Annotated in this window: 17 protein-coding genes and 1 tRNA gene; 12 read left to right on the top strand and 6 right to left on the bottom strand. The window is 57.5% G+C overall.

The genetic code is table 11. The features are described 5' to 3' along the window. The first annotated feature begins 80 nt into the window (after positions 1-80). Positions 81-1,481, top strand: a complete 1,401-nt coding sequence (gene rlmD / locus SynNOUM97013_RS06475; RefSeq protein ID WP_186481274.1) for a 23S rRNA (uracil(1939)-C(5))-methyltransferase RlmD — start codon at positions 81-83, stop codon at positions 1,479-1,481. On the opposite strand, the gene pheT is transcribed toward rlmD, so the two are convergent. Then, positions 1,450-3,906: a phenylalanine--tRNA ligase subunit beta gene (pheT, locus tag SynNOUM97013_RS06470; RefSeq protein WP_186481273.1), complete on the bottom strand. Its 2,457-nt coding sequence runs from the start codon at positions 3,904-3,906 to the stop codon at positions 1,450-1,452. The two genes, rlmD and pheT, sit on opposite strands and share 32 nt — an antisense overlap. Before the next feature lie 128 nt (positions 3,907-4,034). On the opposite strand from pheT, the gene rpmG reads away from it, so the two are divergent. Both rpmG and rpsR read left to right on the top strand, forming a co-directional pair. Continuing rightward, positions 4,035-4,229: a 50S ribosomal protein L33 gene (rpmG, locus tag SynNOUM97013_RS06465; RefSeq protein WP_186468802.1), complete on the top strand. Its 195-nt coding sequence runs from the start codon at positions 4,035-4,037 to the stop codon at positions 4,227-4,229. 41 nt (positions 4,230-4,270) lie between these two features. Beyond that, positions 4,271-4,492: a 30S ribosomal protein S18 gene (rpsR, locus tag SynNOUM97013_RS06460; protein ID WP_006041316.1), complete on the top strand. Its 222-nt coding sequence runs from the start codon at positions 4,271-4,273 to the stop codon at positions 4,490-4,492. Positions 4,493-4,789: 297 nt separating this feature from the next. Here the strand turns inward: rpsR and SynNOUM97013_RS13855 are convergent, their stop codons facing one another. Beyond that, positions 4,790-5,116, bottom strand: a complete 327-nt coding sequence (locus SynNOUM97013_RS13855; protein WP_370586458.1) for a hypothetical protein — start codon at positions 5,114-5,116, stop codon at positions 4,790-4,792. A 3-nt stretch (positions 5,117-5,119) separates the two neighbouring features. On the opposite strand from SynNOUM97013_RS13855, the gene SynNOUM97013_RS06455 reads away from it, so the two are divergent. Further along, complete coding sequence (locus tag SynNOUM97013_RS06455) at positions 5,120-6,535, top strand: ribonuclease catalytic domain-containing protein (protein WP_370586457.1); 1,416 nt, start codon at positions 5,120-5,122, stop codon at positions 6,533-6,535. A 6-nt stretch (positions 6,536-6,541) separates the two neighbouring features. Here SynNOUM97013_RS06455 and SynNOUM97013_RS06450 read toward each other — a convergent pair whose 3' ends face one another. After that, positions 6,542-8,311, bottom strand: a complete 1,770-nt coding sequence (locus SynNOUM97013_RS06450) for an FAD-dependent oxidoreductase (RefSeq protein WP_186481272.1) — start codon at positions 8,309-8,311, stop codon at positions 6,542-6,544. A 161-nt stretch (positions 8,312-8,472) separates the two neighbouring features. Here SynNOUM97013_RS06450 and metG point away from each other — a divergent pair, with 161 nt between their 5' ends. Next, positions 8,473-10,017, top strand: coding sequence for a methionine--tRNA ligase (gene metG, locus SynNOUM97013_RS06445; protein ID WP_186481481.1), 1,545 nt, complete (start codon positions 8,473-8,475; stop codon positions 10,015-10,017). A gap of 8 nt (positions 10,018-10,025) precedes the next feature. Continuing rightward, the gene (gene lptC, locus SynNOUM97013_RS06440; protein WP_255443042.1) at positions 10,026-11,204 is read left to right on the top strand and encodes an LPS export ABC transporter periplasmic protein LptC; all 1,179 of its coding nucleotides are present in this window, start codon (positions 10,026-10,028) and stop codon (positions 11,202-11,204) included. On the opposite strand, the gene SynNOUM97013_RS06435 is transcribed toward lptC, so the two are convergent. After that, the gene (locus SynNOUM97013_RS06435; RefSeq protein WP_186481270.1) at positions 11,134-11,799 is read right to left on the bottom strand and encodes a cofactor assembly of complex C subunit B; all 666 of its coding nucleotides are present in this window, start codon (positions 11,797-11,799) and stop codon (positions 11,134-11,136) included. The two genes, lptC and SynNOUM97013_RS06435, sit on opposite strands and share 71 nt — an antisense overlap. Before the next feature lie 67 nt (positions 11,800-11,866). Here SynNOUM97013_RS06435 and SynNOUM97013_RS06430 point away from each other — a divergent pair, with 67 nt between their 5' ends. The 6 genes from SynNOUM97013_RS06430 (at position 11,867) to SynNOUM97013_RS06405 (ending at position 16,274) form a co-directional block, all read left to right on the top strand. Further along, a complete protein-coding gene (locus SynNOUM97013_RS06430) occupies positions 11,867-12,274 on the top strand; it encodes a tellurite resistance TerB family protein (RefSeq protein ID WP_186481269.1) in 408 nt (135 codons plus the stop codon). A 30-nt stretch (positions 12,275-12,304) separates the two neighbouring features. Continuing rightward, positions 12,305-12,982 carry a photosystem II repair protein Psb32 gene (psb32, locus tag SynNOUM97013_RS06425; protein WP_186481268.1) on the top strand — a complete coding sequence of 226 codons (678 nt, stop codon included), beginning with the start codon at positions 12,305-12,307 and terminating at the stop codon, positions 12,980-12,982. Positions 12,983-12,989: 7 nt separating this feature from the next. Further along, positions 12,990-14,138: a proton extrusion protein PcxA gene (gene pxcA / locus SynNOUM97013_RS06420; protein WP_186481267.1), complete on the top strand. Its 1,149-nt coding sequence runs from the start codon at positions 12,990-12,992 to the stop codon at positions 14,136-14,138. Continuing rightward, entirely contained in the window at positions 14,125-14,679 is a 555-nt protein-coding gene (cobU, locus tag SynNOUM97013_RS06415) for a bifunctional adenosylcobinamide kinase/adenosylcobinamide-phosphate guanylyltransferase (protein WP_186481266.1), read from the top strand. The genes pxcA and cobU overlap by 14 nt, the downstream gene beginning before the upstream one ends. Next, positions 14,676-15,173: a tRNA (cytidine(34)-2'-O)-methyltransferase gene (locus SynNOUM97013_RS06410; RefSeq protein WP_186481265.1), complete on the top strand. Its 498-nt coding sequence runs from the start codon at positions 14,676-14,678 to the stop codon at positions 15,171-15,173. Before cobU ends, SynNOUM97013_RS06410 begins: the two co-directional genes overlap by 4 nt. Before the next feature lie 108 nt (positions 15,174-15,281). After that, positions 15,282-16,274 carry a M23 family metallopeptidase gene (locus SynNOUM97013_RS06405; protein WP_186481264.1) on the top strand — a complete coding sequence of 331 codons (993 nt, stop codon included), beginning with the start codon at positions 15,282-15,284 and terminating at the stop codon, positions 16,272-16,274. Between the two features lie 117 nt (positions 16,275-16,391). Here SynNOUM97013_RS06405 and SynNOUM97013_RS06400 read toward each other — a convergent pair. Continuing rightward, positions 16,392-16,465 (bottom strand) — tRNA-Met (locus tag SynNOUM97013_RS06400). 51 nt (positions 16,466-16,516) lie between these two features. Beyond that, entirely contained in the window at positions 16,517-16,810 is a 294-nt protein-coding gene (locus SynNOUM97013_RS06395; RefSeq protein WP_186481263.1) for a hypothetical protein, read from the bottom strand. Between the last annotated feature and the right edge of the window lie 104 nt (positions 16,811-16,914).

Raw genomic sequence — 16,914 nt, 5'->3', positions numbered from 1 at the left:
GACGGCTGGCATGCTGTGGAGAGTTTAAAGCGCTTCAACCCCTGTCATGGCTGGGTGCCGTGGGGTGTTACGCCATTGCAATGACAGCGATCAAGGACACGCCACATCCGGGCCTCATCATCACGGTGCTCGGCGAAGACCTGGACCAGCAAGGGCGCGGACTCGCACGCTGGAATGGCTGGATCATCACTGTCCCGGAACTGCTTCCAGGGGAAGAGGCCAAGGTCCAGATCCAGCAACGCCAACGGCGAATGTGGTTGGCCCGTCGCCTGGAAACGCTCAAGCCGTCGCCCGATGCGCGTCGGCCTCCTTGCATTCTCGCCCACAAATGCGGTGGCTGTTCCCTTCAACATCTCTCCGTGGATGGGCAGAACGCTTGGAAACAAGAGCGTCTTCACAACACACTCACCAGGATTGGCAAGCTCAGTGCCAACTTCAGCCCTCTGATCAGCCCTGAAGCTGAATCGCTGGGCTACCGCAATCGTGCACTAATTCCTCTCTTGATGGAGGACAGCAAACTTCGACTTGGGTATTACCGACGCGGCAGTCATCGCATCGTCAACCTCAACCATTGTCCGGTTCTCGATCCAAGGCTGGATGCCTTGATTCCGGAGATCAAGTCGGATCTGGAATCCACTAGCTGGGTCATCGATTCTGATTTCCGGGGCGAAGCGGGACTCCGCCATCTCGGGCTTCGGATTGGCGTCCGCACCGGTGAAGTCTTGATTTCTCTGGTCTCAGCGACAGAAGTTTTGCCTGGAATCGATGCCTTAAGTGAGCGATGGATGAAACGTTGGCCCCAGGTGAAAGGCGTGACCCTCAACCTGCAACCCCGTCGCTCCAACACCGTGCTTGGTGAAACAACCGTCTGTCTGCAGGGGAAAGATGCGATTGACGAACAGTTCTGCGGACTCAAGCTCGAACTGGGAACCACCACTTTTTTTCAGGTGAACACAGCCCGTGCTGAACGAGCAGTGGAGTTGATTTGTGACTGGCTCTCCAGATCAGGGGAATACTTGAACGTGATTGATGCTTACTGCGGAATTGGAACGATTGCGCTGCCGATGGCTGCTCAAGGCCACAGCGTGACCGGGTTGGAGCTCAGTTCGGCCTCCGTTCGTCATGCCCAGCGCAATGCATCAAGAAACAATCTGCACAACACGGAATTCATGGATGGAGACGTGGTCCAGCATCTACAACAGCTGCTTCCACACCACGACGCATTGGTGGTGGACCCTCCTCGCAAGGGTTTGAGCCCCGACGTGTTGGCAATGATCCTCCAGCAACCACCCAAGCGGATGGCCTATCTCAGTTGCGATCCCGCAACCCTGGCAAGGGATCTCCATGATTTAGCCGGTGATCAGGGTCCCTACAGAATCGAAGCGATCCAGCCAATCGACTTCTTCCCCCAGACATCCCATTTGGAATGTCTGGTGTTCATGGAGACCATCAACTGCGCAGCTCAACCTGGAATTGCTTGACCAGGGCTTGGCGCACCTTGTCATGCACCGGTTGAATCTGCTCATCGGTGAGTGTGCTGTCTTTGCCGCGATAGCGCAGACGGAATGCCTGGCTGCATTGATCTTCACTGAGTTGACCGCCTTCGAAGCGATCGATCAGTTCCACGGATTCCAGCAAAGGCTTGCCCGCTTTGCGGATGGCCTGCAGCAGATCACCTGAAGCGAGACTGCGCGGCACCACCATGGCCAAATCGCGTTCTGAAGCAGGCAGCGTGGAGTAGGCCTTGAATTGAGGGCTCCAACGGTTGCTGCGCGTTGCTGCAGCCAGCAAGCGCGCCAGATCCAGATCAAACAGGTAGGTCTCAGCAGGCAACTGCTCGCTCTCACACAGCGCTGGATGGAGTTGCCCAAAACATCCCAGTGGGCGCCCCTCCACGACAAGGCTGGCGGCACGACCGGGGTGCAAGCGCTGATCGTCGCTCAGTCGCTTGTCTTGCACGTCAATCCCCAGGGACGCCAGCACTGATGCCAGAACACCGCGGGCCTGGTGGTAACTCAGCGGTTGTGGCTTGCCGCTCGTCTGCCAACGGGACAGGCGTCGCTCTCCGCAGATGACACCGCTGAGTCGCGAGTCCTGAGCAATCGACTCTCCTTCGGGGCGAAACACATGGCCGATTTCAAACAGCCAGCAACCCGGTTGTGATGCCTGCAGATTGCGTCGACAGACCTGGAGATGCTCCTGCCAGAGCGAGGTGCGCAGGTGGCTGGTCTCCGCGAGCAACGGGTTGCTGATCCCGATGCGATTGGGATCTGTCTCATCAGCACTGGTGAGTGACAGCGTGGTGATCTCCTGAAGACCAATGGCGGAGAAGCGCTGACGCAGGCGACGTTCCGCCTGCTGCGTCAAGGTGAGATGACCTGGTCGGATGGGATCCGGCAGGTGGGACTGGAATCGATCAAAGCCCACGAGCCGGGCCACCTCTTCAATCAGGTCCACCTCGCGCAGGAGATCCATCCGCCTGGACGGAGGTACAACCACCGCCCATCCCTCTTCGCAGGGGGTCAGTGCACAGCCGAGAGCAGACAGACAGGCTTCGACTTGGTCGTCAGAAAGATCAACGGCAGGGTTCGTCTCGTCCGTCGCCGCCAAAGGACCCAGCAGGCGGTGCAGTGCACTCCTCCGCAGCGTCACGATCGGTTCCGGCCCCTGCTCGGCAGCACATTGCCAGCACGTTCCGACCTGCGCTCCCTGCATCTCAGCCAACAACGACAGAGCCCGACCGGCGGCCAACAAGGTGACCTCCCGGGGCAGACCTTTCTCGTAACGGGTGCTGGCGTCTGTTCGTTGCCCGGTGGCACGACTGCTGTTACGCACCGATGTGGGCGTGAACAGTGCAGATTCCAGCCAGATGCGCTTGGTGCTGTCGGTCACACCACTCTCAGTACTGCCCATCACACCCGCGACGGCCACAGCACGATCGCGACAGGTCACCACCTGCACGCGTTCGTCGAGCTTGATTTCGCGGCCATCGAGACCTGTGAACAGTTCATCCCTGTGGGCCTGTCGCAACCCAAAGTCAGAGGCCTGGATGCCTTGACCGCAGAGAGATTCCAGAGCGTCGGCATCGAATGCATGCAGCGGCTGACCCTGCTCAAGCATCACCAGGTTGGTGATGTCCACCACGGCATTGACGGGCTTGACCCCTCCCCGTTGCAGTCGCTGCTGCAGCCACTGAGGAGAGCGCGCTGAACCATCAACGCCCTGAACTTCCGTGAGGGCATAGATCCCTCCGGATGTCATCGCTACCGCCGACGCGGCGTCAGGTTGAAGGGATTCGATCGGCTGGGGAGCCTTCGCTTCCGGCAGGGAGAGAGCAGCTCCCGTTAAGGCCGCCACTTCCCTGGCGATCCCTGTCATGGAGAGACCATCCGGACGATTCGCCGTGATTGCAAGCTCCAGCACCGTGTCATCGAGACCGAGCACAGGAGCAATGGGTGAACCAGGTGCTGGCAGGTCGTTGGCCAGATCCTCGAGGATGGCAATCCCATCCACATCGCTGCTCTGTCCAAGTTCAGACAGGGAGCAGATCATTCCCTCACTACTGACGCCGCGGAGCTCACCCGCCTTGATGGTGAGATTCACCGCCGGGAGTACAGCACCCACAGTGGCGACAGGAACATGAATCCCTGCACGCACATTTCTGGCACCACAGACAATCTGCAACGGCTCGCCTGCACCGACATTCACTTTGCAGACACTCAGCTTGTCGGCATTGGGATGCTTTTCACGTTCCAGGACGTGACCGACCACGACACCCTGCGCCAGGCTCGAAAGATCGTCGAGTTCCTCGACTTCGAAACCGGCCATCGACAGCCGTTCACCCAGCTCATCAGCGGGTTCATTCACCTGCACAAGATCCTGTAGCCAGGAGAGAGAAACCCGCATCGGGAGGTGGAACTCGGCGCGTGATCCTACGAACTCCCATCCACCCGGGTGAAAGGAATTGGTGGTGAGGTGGACCTGTAAGGTGGATGTTTGTCACTTCGCTTCGCACCTGCGGCGCAACGTCCTTTATGGCCAAGAACAAGGGCGTCCGGATCGTGATCACTCTCGAGTGCACCGAATGCCGGTCCAATCCCGCCAAGCGTTCCCCCGGCGTGTCCCGTTACACGACCGAGAAGAACCGCCGGAACACCACCGAACGGCTGGAGATCAAAAAGTTCTGTCCCCACTGCAACAAGATGACTCTCCACAAGGAGATCAAGTGATCTTGCAGGCCTTTTCGTCTTCCCACCGTTCCTGATCTTCCATGTCCAGCTCTTTCTTCAAGAAGCGTCTTTCGCCGATCAAGCCTGGCGATCCCATCGATTACAAGGATGTGGATCTGCTCAAGAAGTTCATCACTGAGCGCGGCAAGATTCTTCCACGTCGTCTTACCGGACTTACCGCTAAGCAGCAACGCGATCTCACCAATGCTGTGAAGCGAGCTCGCATTGTGGCTCTTCTTCCCTTCGTGAATCCCGAGGGTTGATTTCTGGCCAACGCTGACTGCAAACCGGGAGATCTGGTCGGCATCAGCGACGCTAAATCTGCTCAGCTTGCTGTTGTTGTTGCCCTTCAAGGCAGCAAACGGCGTCTGCGAGTCGGCTTCAAAGCCAAGGAACAGGTTGTTCCTTCTCGACAGGTTGAGCTCATTCACCCCCAGATGAGTGGTTCCGAGGAACCCACTCGCCTGGGGGTTTCTCCTTGGTCTTTTGATCTCAACGACCTCAACAAATTCAGTCCCAATCGTCGCGAATGGGGCCAATTATGGGTCTTACTCTCAGAATCAGCTGAGACGATTGATCTTGCCGGCTTCGCTGAGCTCGCCTGTGGTTCTGACCAGCCAATCCAGCGCGCGGCGTGCTGGCTCGCGCTGAAAACTGAGCAGGATTTGTTTCGTTGGAAGCAGGGCATGGTCCAGGCCCGGCCAGGCAGTGAGATCAAGCAAAGACGGGGCGAGCGGCGAAAACAGTCGCTTGAAGCGCAGCGAAGCCGGCAATGGATTGACCAGCTGAAGTCTCGAAACCCCTTGATGTTCAGTGCTCTGGATCCGGGCCATCAGCGCTGGATTAAGGAACTTCAAAGCGTTGTGGCCGGTGAAAGAGAGCCCCAAGACTTGAACGATCAGCTGGTTCAGACGCTGAAGTCAGCCCGCGTGCTGCCAGAACGCCATGAACTGCGCGCTCTTCTGATCGACCTCGATCAGTGGGATCCTCATCAGATCTCCGCGATGGGCGGCACCACCTGGAGCAACGGTTTCAGCGACGCGCTGGTCCAACAGGTGGAACTGCTCATGGCAGACCATGAGAGCCCCCGACCCGGTGATGACAAGCGTCTTGATCTCACAGGGCAAGCCAGCTTCACGATTGATGATGCCGAGACACGCGACATTGATGATGCGGTCGCACTGGAACGTCGGGACGACGGCTCCCAACGTCTTTGGATCCACATTGCCGACCCTGGCCGGCTGATTGACGAAGACTCACTGTTGGATCAGGAAGCTCGCCGACGTGGCAGCAGCCTGTATCTCTCGAGGGGAATTCTTCCCATGTTTCCCTCGGAACTCTCCACAGGACCGTTCAGCCTTCTTGCCGGTCAACGCAATCCTGCCTGGAGCACCTGGGTTGAACTCGATGATCACGGTGACATCGCGAATTACGGCATCCAAAGAAGCTGGGTGAAGCCGCGCTATCGACTCACTTATGAGGATGCAGACGAGCTGATCGATTTTGCGCCGCCGGAAGAAGCCGATCTGGCGGACCTGCATGCCTTGCTGGAACGGCGGCGGCAGTGGCGTGTGTCGCAAGGAGCTTTGGTGATGGATCTTCCAGAGGGACGCATTCGCTGCCGTGATGAGGCATTGAGCGTGCAGATCACCGAGCCGGGACCCGCCCGTTCGATGGTGGCTGAAGCGATGATCCTGGCGGGAGCTGTCGCGGCTCAATTTGGTCTGGATCATGACCTGGCGCTCCCTTACCGCAGTCAGTTACCTGGAGATCTGCCCTCACCGGCCCAACTCGAAGATCTCCCGGAAGGCGCCGTGCGTTTTGCAGCGATCAAACGCGGTCTCAGCCGAGGACTGATGGGAACCCAACCTGCGGCCCATTTCAGCCTCGGGTTACCGGCCTACGCGCAGGCCACCTCACCCATCCGCCGCTATGGCGATCTCGTGGTGCAACGGCAGATCGCCGCTGTGCTCGATGGCCTGGAACCCCGTTCCGAAGAAGATCTTCAAGCACTGCTGGAGCAGTTCGACGGAGCCGTTCGCGAAGGGATCTCCATTGCCAGGGAAGACCAGCGCCACTGGCAACAGATCTGGTTCGAACAGCACCAGGATCAGAGCTGGAGCGCCGATTTTCTGCGCTGGCTGAGACCGCAGGATCGTCTGGGGTTAGTCCGCATCGAGGCTCTCGCCATGGATCTGGCTGCCGAATGTCCACAAGGGTCTAACCCTGGAGACGCGTTGGCATTAACAGTCCACCACGTTGACTCACAACGCGATCAACTCCAACTCGTCGCCAGAGAAGCCTGAGCGTGATCAGTCAAGGCTGGTGACCCGAAGCCAGGGTCCCCAGGGGTTATGGACACCGTGAAGCGTCACTGACTGCGATGCTTCGATCTGCTCGAGTCTGGCGTGAACAGCCGGCTCAAGGGTGATCAAGGGAAGGGCTTGCAGCCCCGTCTGCTCAAACCGGAAACCACCCTGATCATCCCGGTGGATCCACCCTTGCCTGACGGCACCCGCGCGATGGGTTTGAGCTGATGCTGGCTCAAGCGCATCGGAGTCCAGCGCTCGAATCTGGCGTTGACGCCATTGCGAGTGATGCCAAGGCGTGTCCCAGAGAGGAACTGCAGCTGAAGGAGCATGGGCATCGTTGATCAGGCGCATCTGCAGATCGCGGACAGACAACGCCGATGGCTGAGTCGCCGTCTCTACGGCGAGAGCTGCTGCCATGCCTGCAGCTTGACCGACATTCAAAATCAATGGTTGCAGTCGCGTTGCACCATTGGCCATATGGCTGGTGCTGAAGGCCTTGTCTGCTGCAAGCAGATTGTCGATGTCTGCACTCACGAGAGCGCCATAGGGAATGGAAAAAGGTGTCCCGGTCCAGCGGCCGCCCCATCGACAACTTTTGGGAGCCAATGGCCAGTCCTCTCCTGGATAGTGGTGATCATTGGCGTAATTCCCGATGGCAATGGTTTGCAGCGTCCCCGAATCATCCGCGGGTGGCATCGCAACCATGCGTTGGCTGTCCTGCGGTAGCAGGTGCTGTTCGATCACCGTGCTTTGGCCCACCATGCGCCGGCCCTCACGCCAGTAGGGCATCGGAGCCAACCAGGGAGAGGGACAACCAGATTCGCTCGGAAAGGCATGCGCCAACGACAGTCGACCGTCAGTGGCGTCTTTCAGAGCTGCGGCGAACTGAAGACTGTGGTCCTGCATGTCGCGGAACAATGACGCCTCAGCCTGTGCATCACTGGCATAGGCACGGCCCAGATCCTGATGCCAGTCATTGCCATGCAAGGGCCAATTGAGCATCACCAACCCTGAGGGCAGACGCCCGTAGGTCAGGGTCTTGGTCAAACCAAAGGCTGAACAGGCCAGTTCAAAGGGAGCTGGCAATCGCCCAGACGAGTGACCAGCGGTGAAGCCTTGGTCCGGCCACGCCAAGGGGTCGCTTTGAAGCTGCCCCATCACCACCCAGGTGGGCGACTGAACGGGCTGGTTGATGAAGAAAGGGTCTGATTGCAGTCTCTGCAGTGTTGGCGCGCTGGGTTCGTCCCACTGCTCCTGGGCTTCCCAGCCGAAGCGATAGGCCGCACCCGCCAGAGGCAGGAGATCACCGCGATCACTGCCATCGATCACAACCTGACAAGCAATCCGTTGGAGGTGGTTCTCAACAGCCACCTGAACCGCATGAATTCGTGCTCCCTGGCGCTCCACCTCCTTCAACGAACAACCAGACCACCACTGCAGGCGTGGTTCACTGCGCACCCAATCCTGCAGAACGCATTCAGCGGTCGTCGGTCGGTAGCCGAAGCAACTCACCCAGTTGTGATCAAGACCTTCCGGTTCACGGCGTTCCAGCTCGCGAAGGAATGCTCCCCAAAGTCCCGTCTGCCAGGGCGTGAGTTCGTTTCCATCCGGACAACACACACCAGCGGCACTGACCATCCCCCCCAACCAGGCGCCGGGGGTTAATAGAAGGGTGGATGCCCCTCCACGTGCTGCCTGGAGTGCCGCAGCGACGCCTCCAGTCCCTCCTCCCCACACCAGCACGTCCACCGCATCGATATTGAGGGTCATGGCGAATTCCCAAAAGCGATCAGAACACGGGTCGGTGGAACCGGAATGGCTAACGCATCAAACAAACCGCCGATTTCAGGTGGCAATCAATGAGGTGAGCTGGGAAGGGTGTCGTTAAGATCCCACCCTTGAGCAAGGGGCCACAGGAGAACGCCGAAGCGATGACCTACAGCCTCACAACTCCGCTTTATTACGTCAACGCCAAGCCTCACCTTGGCAGCACCTACACCACGATCGCCTGTGATGCCCTAGCGCGGTTCCAACGCTTGGAAGGAAACGCCGTGGTGTTCATCACTGGTGTTGATGAGCACGGTCAAAAGATTCAGCGCACAGCGGAATCGCAGCAGATCAGTCCACAGGACCACTGCGATCTGATCTCACGCCAATACACCCAGCTGTGGACGGACTGGGGCATCAGCAACGACCGGTTCGTGCGCACCACCAGTGAGCGACACCTCCCCCTGGTTCAGGAGTTTTTCCGCCGCTGTGAGGCGGCTGGTCATATCCGCACAGGCCACCAGGAGGGTTGGTACTGCGTTGATTGCGAGGAATTCAAGGATGATCCAGCCGATGCGGAATCACCTGACTGTCCGATCCATCGCAAGCCCCTGGAGTGGCGCGATGAAGAGAACCTTTTCTTCTGCCTGTCGCAGTTTCAGGAACAAATCGAATCCCTCATCGCTCAACCGGGATTTATTGCCCCAGGCAGTCGCAAGCGTGAAGTGGAGAACTTTGTGGCCGGAGGCCTACGCGACTTTTCAATCTCCCGCGTCAATGTGTCGTGGGGTTTGCCAGTACCGGGGCATCCAGGCCATACCTTTTATGTGTGGTTCGATGCTCTGCTCGGGTACTTAACGGCTCTGCTCGACGACGGTGGTCCAGTCGACCTCGATCGACTGGCCTCAGTCGGATGGCCTGCCGATGTGCACGTGATTGGAAAGGACATCCTTCGTTTTCATGCTGTGTATTGGCCGGCAATGCTCCTGTCCGCAGGTTTGCCCGTGCCCAGAAGGGTCTTCGGTCATGGCTTCCTCACTCGGGAAGGCCAGAAGATGGGCAAGTCACTTGGCAATGTTCTCGACCCCGAACATCTCCTTCAAGAATGTGGCACCGATGCTGTGCGCTGGTATTTGCTGCGCGATATCCAATTCGGTGAAGACGGCGATTTCCAACAGCAACGCTTTTTAGATCTGGTCAACAACGATTTGGCTAACACCATCGGCAATCTGCTGAACCGAACCTCTTCCATGTCACGAAAATGGTTTGATGATTCCCTGCCTGTGGATGTTGACGCTGTTCGCTCAACCCACGTGCTGCGCGATAAAGCTGAGCAAACCACGGCGGTTGTTCGTGATTCGATTCGGGATCTTGCGTTCCATAAAGCCTGCGAGGCCATTCTCCAGCTGGCCATCGACGCCAATGGTTTTCTCAATGAACAGGCTCCTTGGAGCCGTATGAAACAACCCGGTCAGGAGAAACAGGTGGGCGAGGACCTCTATGCCGTTCTCGAATGCGCCCGTTTCGTCGGGACTCTTCTCCGCCCCATCGTTCCCGATCTAAGCGCCAGGATTCTCAGCCAGCTGAACCTTGAACCGATTCAAGAGAATTGGAAGAATGTCCTTGTCTGGGGTCAGCTGACCCCTGGAGATTCACTGCCAAAGCCTGAACCAGTGATGCAGCGTCTCGAACTCGACGCGCCGTTGTGATGGTGAAGATGCAGTCCAGAGGCGCGCTGGGGGTGGCTGCACTGGCGGTCATGACCGCGTTGAGCGGATGCGCTGATGGAGGGTCCGGCACCACGAGCGCAGCACCTCCGTTCGTGTTTCGCTCGCTGAAGCTTGATCAGAAAAAGCCCGACGGCTTGATGGATTGGAGTCTCAACAGTCCAGAAGCGCGTTATGAACTCAGCCGACAACTGGTCCGCGCCCGACAACCGATTGCTCTGCTCTACAAAGACGGCAAACCATCATTTCGAGTGCAATCGGATTTAGCGCTTGTTGTCAACGACGGAGAACAGATCCTGCTGGAAGGTGACGTCCGGCTTCAGCAGTTGAACGGAACGAAATTGTTAATCCAGGGAGACCGCTTGCGCTGGAAACCGGAACAAGGAGTGCTGCTGATCGAGCAGCGTCCTCGGGCCACGGATGGCACCTCACGGATTGTGGCCACTGAAGCGGAGCTGCAGCAACGGACCAACGACCTCACGCTCAATGGTGTGGTCGAGCTGGAACGCTGGGACAAGGATGCGGACGCATCCAACGCGGACACGACGTTGCGAACCGGTCAAGCCCAGTGGAATCTCGACAGCGGCATTTTGCAGGCGAAGGGTCCAGTGCTCGGTCAGCGTCGTGATGAAGAAGGAACGGTTCTGGAACAACTGGAAGGTCTGAACCTGGTTGGTAACACCATCCAAGGCGATATCACTGTGCAAGCACCGGTCAACGTCCAAATTCCTCGTGAAAAGGGCGTGCTTCGCGCTCAAGACACCACATGGAACTTCCGTGAACAGACCATCCGCAGCGAGCAATCCTTTGAGGCTGATCTGGATGAAGCGCAGATTTTTGGTGGGCGATTCAAAGCGAATCTCAACGACACCACGGTCGATGTTTTGTCGGATTGCAGGATTGAACAACCAGGTGAAAGGCTGAGTGCCGATCGATGCCTGTGGAACTGGGAATCAGCAGAGGTTCTCGCAGAAGGCAATGTTCAACTTCAGCGGGAGGCGAATAACCAGATCACACGGGCCAGTCGATTGGAAGGTCGTGTGGGTGAGAAGGGATTGATCACGTTCACCAACCCTGGAGGCAAGGTGGAATCTCAGGTCAGGTTCCAGGCTGAAGAGCAGGATTCACCGCCGGACCGTCGGCAGCAGTCCGCTCCAGTTCAGTTCTGAGTCGCTCAGCCCATCCTTTGAGCCAGCGCTCATCAGCAAGGGTGAAGCAACGTTCCGACCAGCCACCCAACACGATCCAGCCCCGTTCTCCCAAAGGTTGCACCATGACCGCAGGCAAGCCGGGCAAGACAGCATCAAATTCCTCTCGGCCGGGATACAACGCTGTCTTGACCAGCGAAATCAATTCCTGACGCTTCATGCAGCGGCGACAGATTTCACCGGGGTGAAACACGCGGTCAGTGATCAACCCTCGTCGAATCAGAACGGTGTCATCCCAGTACACAAGCATCGACGCTGCTGATGTGGCCGTCAGAAATTGGTGACTACCCCAGGCGAGCTCTGTCCGCAGTTCATTCGTCAGCCCCTCCGCGATCACCAGACCCTGATCACCCTCAAGCTTCACAGCCTCAGGGTTCAGGGGCACAGCGCGGGTCCACAACACCGCGACAAGCATCAAGCCAACGCCAGCCATGCCCGCTAGGACTTCGGCTCTCTGGAGCGCTGGTGGGAATGTGTCAGCTGAAAGTGCATTGAACACGGCCAAGCCCAGCACAAGAAGGCCAGAGAACAAACAGAGGCGTGCAGAGCCGGGCATGGTGAACGGCAAGGTGCAGTCAGATCGGATCACTCTTGCTCAAATGGGTCAGGACCGACGAGCCGGTATGACCGACGCAGATGCTTTTGCCGCCATTGCTCTTGCAGCTGTCGCCTGTGATGGAGCCCTCGGTCGCGAGGAAGCGCACGCCCTAAGACGCTCACTGGAATTTCGGACGCCCTACAAAAACTGCACAGATCAGGAGATGGGTTCCCTGTTCGATCGCCTGTTGCACACACTCCGAGAATCCGGAGTGAACAAGCTGGTCGATGAGGCTTTACCGGCCTTGACTTCTCTCCAGCAGGAAACAGCCCTTGCACTCGCTGTTCAGCTTGCTTATGCCGATCGCAAGGTCACCCCTGAAGAGAACACTTTCCTGAAGCAACTCTGCGAGCGTGTGTCTCTGCCGGAGGGTCGCGCTGAAGCGGTGATGGGGGCGATCATGTCTCTGCACCGCGACAGCTTGTCCAGCTGAGTGCAGACTGTCACGACAACGAGGCGGCTCATGAACCGAATCACCAAGCTCACAGGCGGGTTGCTAGCAACTCTTCTCTGTTTCTTGCTCGTGGCCCCGACGGCCATGGCCGTTTCAGCTCAAGACTTTCCATCCGCACCTCCAGAGGAATCTGTTGTGGATTCAGCTGATGTTCTGAGTCGTGCCAGTCGCAACGAAATCACCGCACGCCTGCAGGAGTTGGATCAGTTTCATGTCGACGCGCGTCTGGTCACCGTGCGCCGTTTGGATTACGGCTTGAGCCTGCCAGCCTTCGGCGAAGAATTACTAGGGCGGTGGGAAGCCGAAACCCGTCAGACCGACCGTCCTTTGCTGATTTTCCTGGAAGAAAGTCAAAGCAAACAGGCTGCGGTGGTCGCATCGCCGGAGCTTTTGGAACAGTTGCCTGAATCGTTGCTGCGCAGCACCGGTCGGACCACGATGAGCCAACCACTGCGCGATGGAGATCGTTTCCGTCAGGCCACCCTGGATGGTGTGGAGCGCATCGAAACCGTTCTGAACGGTGGTGAAGATCCAGGCCCACCGGTGCAGGTCGAACGTGTAGCGCTCCCGACCAACGTGCCAACAGCTGAGGAAACCCAAGACAGCAACGCCTTCACATGGGTTGTCGTTCTCTTGGTGGTCGGCACCATAGTTCCGATGGCTACCTGGTGGATCTTCTCCCGCTGACGACACGATGGCAGGACGCAACTGGCTTGACACCTTCGGCAAGGCGAAAGCCCTGAATGCCAATGCTGATCTTGATCGCGGCTATGAAGCTGCGCTGTTGATCCAGAGTCTTGAGCTCGAGTATTACGGCGACCGCCCGATCCGGCCTGATCTCGAGCTCTCCGTCCCGAGCTCTGTTCAGGCCACAGTTTTACGCAAATTCAGAGCTGCGATCAACGTCGCTCGCTCATCCCTCGACAAGCTCGAATATCAACGTGCCCAGTTCGATCCCCAGGAGCTGAGGCAGCTGCAGCTGATTGAAAGCGTCGTCAACCGCTATAACCCCCGCCGAGCCAGTAACGCGCCCACGATCAGCCGGTCGCCGGATCCACTGCCAAGGTCTCTTCTTGGCATTTTTGACACTCTGCGTCGTCAACTGAACCCTGCAGCAGAAGCAACGTTGGTCGCTGGCTTCCGCCGAAGGAGGGATTCGACGCTGATTTCATTGAAGGTGCTGCTGCTGTTGATCCTCGTGCCCCTGCTGGTTCAGCAGGTCAGCCGCACCTACATCATCAGTCCTGCTGTTGATCATTTTGCTCCTGATCTTCCCTTTCTGAGTTACCCCAAACCCCAGCTTGAAGAACAAGCTGTCGAAAAACTGAGGGTTTACAAGGCAGAAATCGAATTTGATGCACTGCTCCGAGGAGACTCGATTCCAAGCCAGGATGAGCTCCAGCAGAAGTTGGCCGTCAAAGCCGCAGAACTGAAAGAAGAAGCTGATTCGGAAAGCACCCATGCAATCAAGAATGTGCTGGCGGATTTGGCTGCCACCATCGCCTTTGTCGTGGTTTGCATCTTGAGCAGGGAAGAATTACGCGTTCTGCGCGGATTCTTTGATGAAGCTGTTTATGGCTTAAGCGATTCGGCCAAAGCTTTCGCGATCATCCTTTTCACAGATATTTTTGTTGGTTTTCACAGCCCCGAAGGCTGGACTGTTCTGCTCGACGGTATTGCCAACCATTTTGGATTCCCCGCTCGTGAGAATTTCATCTTGCTCTTTATCGCCACGTTCCCAGTGATCCTGGCGACCATCTTCAAATACTGGATTTTCCGCTACCTCAACCGCGTGAGCCCATCCTCCGTAGCCACGTTGCGTGGCATGAATGGTGGTGGTTGATCTGGTTCCTGGTTTGGTCCTGGTCACCGGTCCCAGTCGCAGTGGCAAGAGCCGCTGGGCTGAACATCTCGTTGAACAACAACCCGAGGTGACCTACATCGCCACCTCGGCACCACGGCCCAACGACGCGCGTTGGCAACAACGCATCGCTCGCCATCAGCAGCGACGTCCCGAACACTGGAGCGTTGTGGAGTGTGGAGCGGATCTGTCTGGTGCAATGCACTCAATCCCCCCAAACCAGACCCTGCTGATCGATGCCCTGGGCGGCTTCACGGCCTCCCATCTCGACCTCGATTCTGATCAGTGGCTCACCGTGATCGACACCCTGCTGCGAGCCTTATCGGAGCGCTCGCAACCTGTCGTGATCGTGATTGAGGAAACGGGATGGGGCGTGGTTCCAGCGACAGCGATCGGCGGTACATTCCGTGACCGTCAAGGAGAGCTGGCTCAAGTGCTCGAACGTCATGCCGATGCCAGCTGGCTTGTTGTACAGGGACGTGCAGTTGACCTGCATTCCGTCGGAGTCGCTGTTCCTCAATGACCGATCAAATCACTCCTCCCCTCAGGGTGGCTCTGTTTGAACCGCGCATTCCACCCAACACCGGGAACATCGCCCGAACCTGTGCTGCCTTCGGGCTTCCCCTTTCCCTGATTGAACCACTTGGCTTCTCGATCGATGACCGCCAGCTCAAACGGGCAGGACTCGATTACTGGCCGCACGTGGATCTCTCCGTGCATTCGAATTTCGAGCAATTCCGCTCTGACCTGACTCAGCCGTCAAGGCTGATCGGATGCAGCCGACGCGGTGGTGAACCTTTGCAGCACATGACCTTTCACGAGGGCGACGTGCTCCTGTTCGGCAGGGAAGACACAGGTCTCCCAGATCCAATCCGAGACCAATGTGAGAAAATACTTACGATTCCGATGCCTTGCAGTGCCGCGGAGGATGGCCAAGGCGGTGTCCGCAGCCTGAACCTTTCCGTAGCGTGCGCGATCGTCTGTTTTCAGGCGGGTGTGCGCCTCCAGCTGTGGTGATCGGCGAGCTGCCACGCCAGCCCTTGCACCAACCTGTTCCGCTCGCTACCTTCAGCCCGATCCCGGGTTGTGGCGGCTTCTTCGGGACTGTTCCTCACGCATTGTTTGATGAAGCCACTGCTCTTCGTTGTCACCGCTCTGACCTCAAGCAGTGCTCTCTTCACAGTGTCGCAGCTGTCTGGCTACGCCGACTCGCAGCATGTGCCGCCACCGCCCTTGTTGGCAGCCGTCTCCACCACTCCTGAATACATCTGGGTCCCTCTGGCCGCAGACAGCGAACTGAGCAGCATTTCCAGAGAGTTGGATCTTTCTCTGCTTGAACTTGCTGAGATCAACGACAAGTCGTCCTCAGTGCTGTTGAAAGCTGGATCCTGGGTTGTGTTGCCCAAGACGAGCCAGGAACAGGTTCTTGTCTCGTCGAGATTTCTTGGGGACAACCTTCGCGCGTCAGCGCCATTGAGTGCGCCTCCTGCCCCCCAGGACACTGTTGAAATTCAACCGAATCAGAGTCTTGCCAGCCTGGTTCGCGACCATGGCATTTCCATTGAAAAGCTCAGGAGCCTCAATCCAGGCATCGAGCTCAGCAAATTGACAATTGGCAGCAAAGTCCGTGTCGCGAACGCCCAGTCATTGCTGGCTGTTCGCCCACTGCAATCAGGCGGTGCCAGCTGGCCGCAACTACCAAGTTTTGCCGATCTTGAAGGATTTGGTGAGAACCAGTCTTATGCCTGGCCAACCAAAGGTGTGTTCACGTCTGGCTACGGATGGCGCTGGGGACGCATGCACAAAGGCATCGACATTGCCAACAATGTTGGTACACCTATCCATGCTGCAAAAAGCGGCTTAATCACGTTTTCGGGCTGGAGCAGCGGCGGTTATGGATACATGGTGGAAATTGCCCACCCCGATGGTTCTTCAACCCGATACGCGCATAACAGCAGACTCTTGGTGAAAAAGGGTCAGCTGGTTCCTCAGGGTTCCAAGATCTCCTTGATGGGAAGCACAGGACGAAGTACCGGCCCTCATCTTCACTTTGAGATTCGCCGCGCTGGAGGTGCAGCTTTGGATCCCATGGCTCTGCTACCTTCCCGGCGCGCTTGAATCAAAGGCTCCGAAATCCATCAATCTGAAATTGAAATGGCTAGACATTGGTCAGCCTTTTCATATCTACGTTCCACTTTTGTTCGACTCACTCGTCGTCAATCAAGTGGAATAAAATGTCAGAGGAGAGACTTGAACTCTCGACCTCAGGGTTATGAATCCTGTGCTCTAACCAGCTGAGCTACTCTGACGAAAGGCCTTTTGGCCAGGCGTAATCATACAACTTGGTGTGTCCCAAACGCTCAGCGCATCTCGATGGCGTTGAGTCGTTCCCGGAACGATTTAGGTGATGATTGCTCGCCATGATCATCGTTGAGGGACACACGCCCATCAGGAATTGCATTGGGCCGTCGTTGTTGTCGAACCGGCTGACCACGATGAGGACGTGCTTTGAGCAACAGAGCTCTCGTTTGCGGATCCCGCTCAAGAGGCTGGGTGCTGAGCTCACTGCGCACCTGGTTGAGCAAGCGGAAATGCCCTGTGCTGCTGAACTTCCTGAGAAGGGCAGGATCCCAGGACATTGATGACTGAATCATTCGACAACTTTACGAGCTCGGGCAGCAATCCCGCAGAACCTGGCCACGCAGTCGCCCAAGCAGCCGTGATAGCTTGATTAGCGCAAGTGGAAGTCGGAACGACT

The organism is Synechococcus sp. NOUM97013 (genome assembly GCF_014279815.1).
In the GTDB taxonomy this organism is placed as follows: Bacteria; Cyanobacteriota; Cyanobacteriia; order PCC-6307; family Cyanobiaceae; genus Synechococcus_C.
The sequence above is the reverse complement of the archived record's forward strand: the minus strand, read 5'-3'. Positions and strand labels throughout refer to the sequence as shown.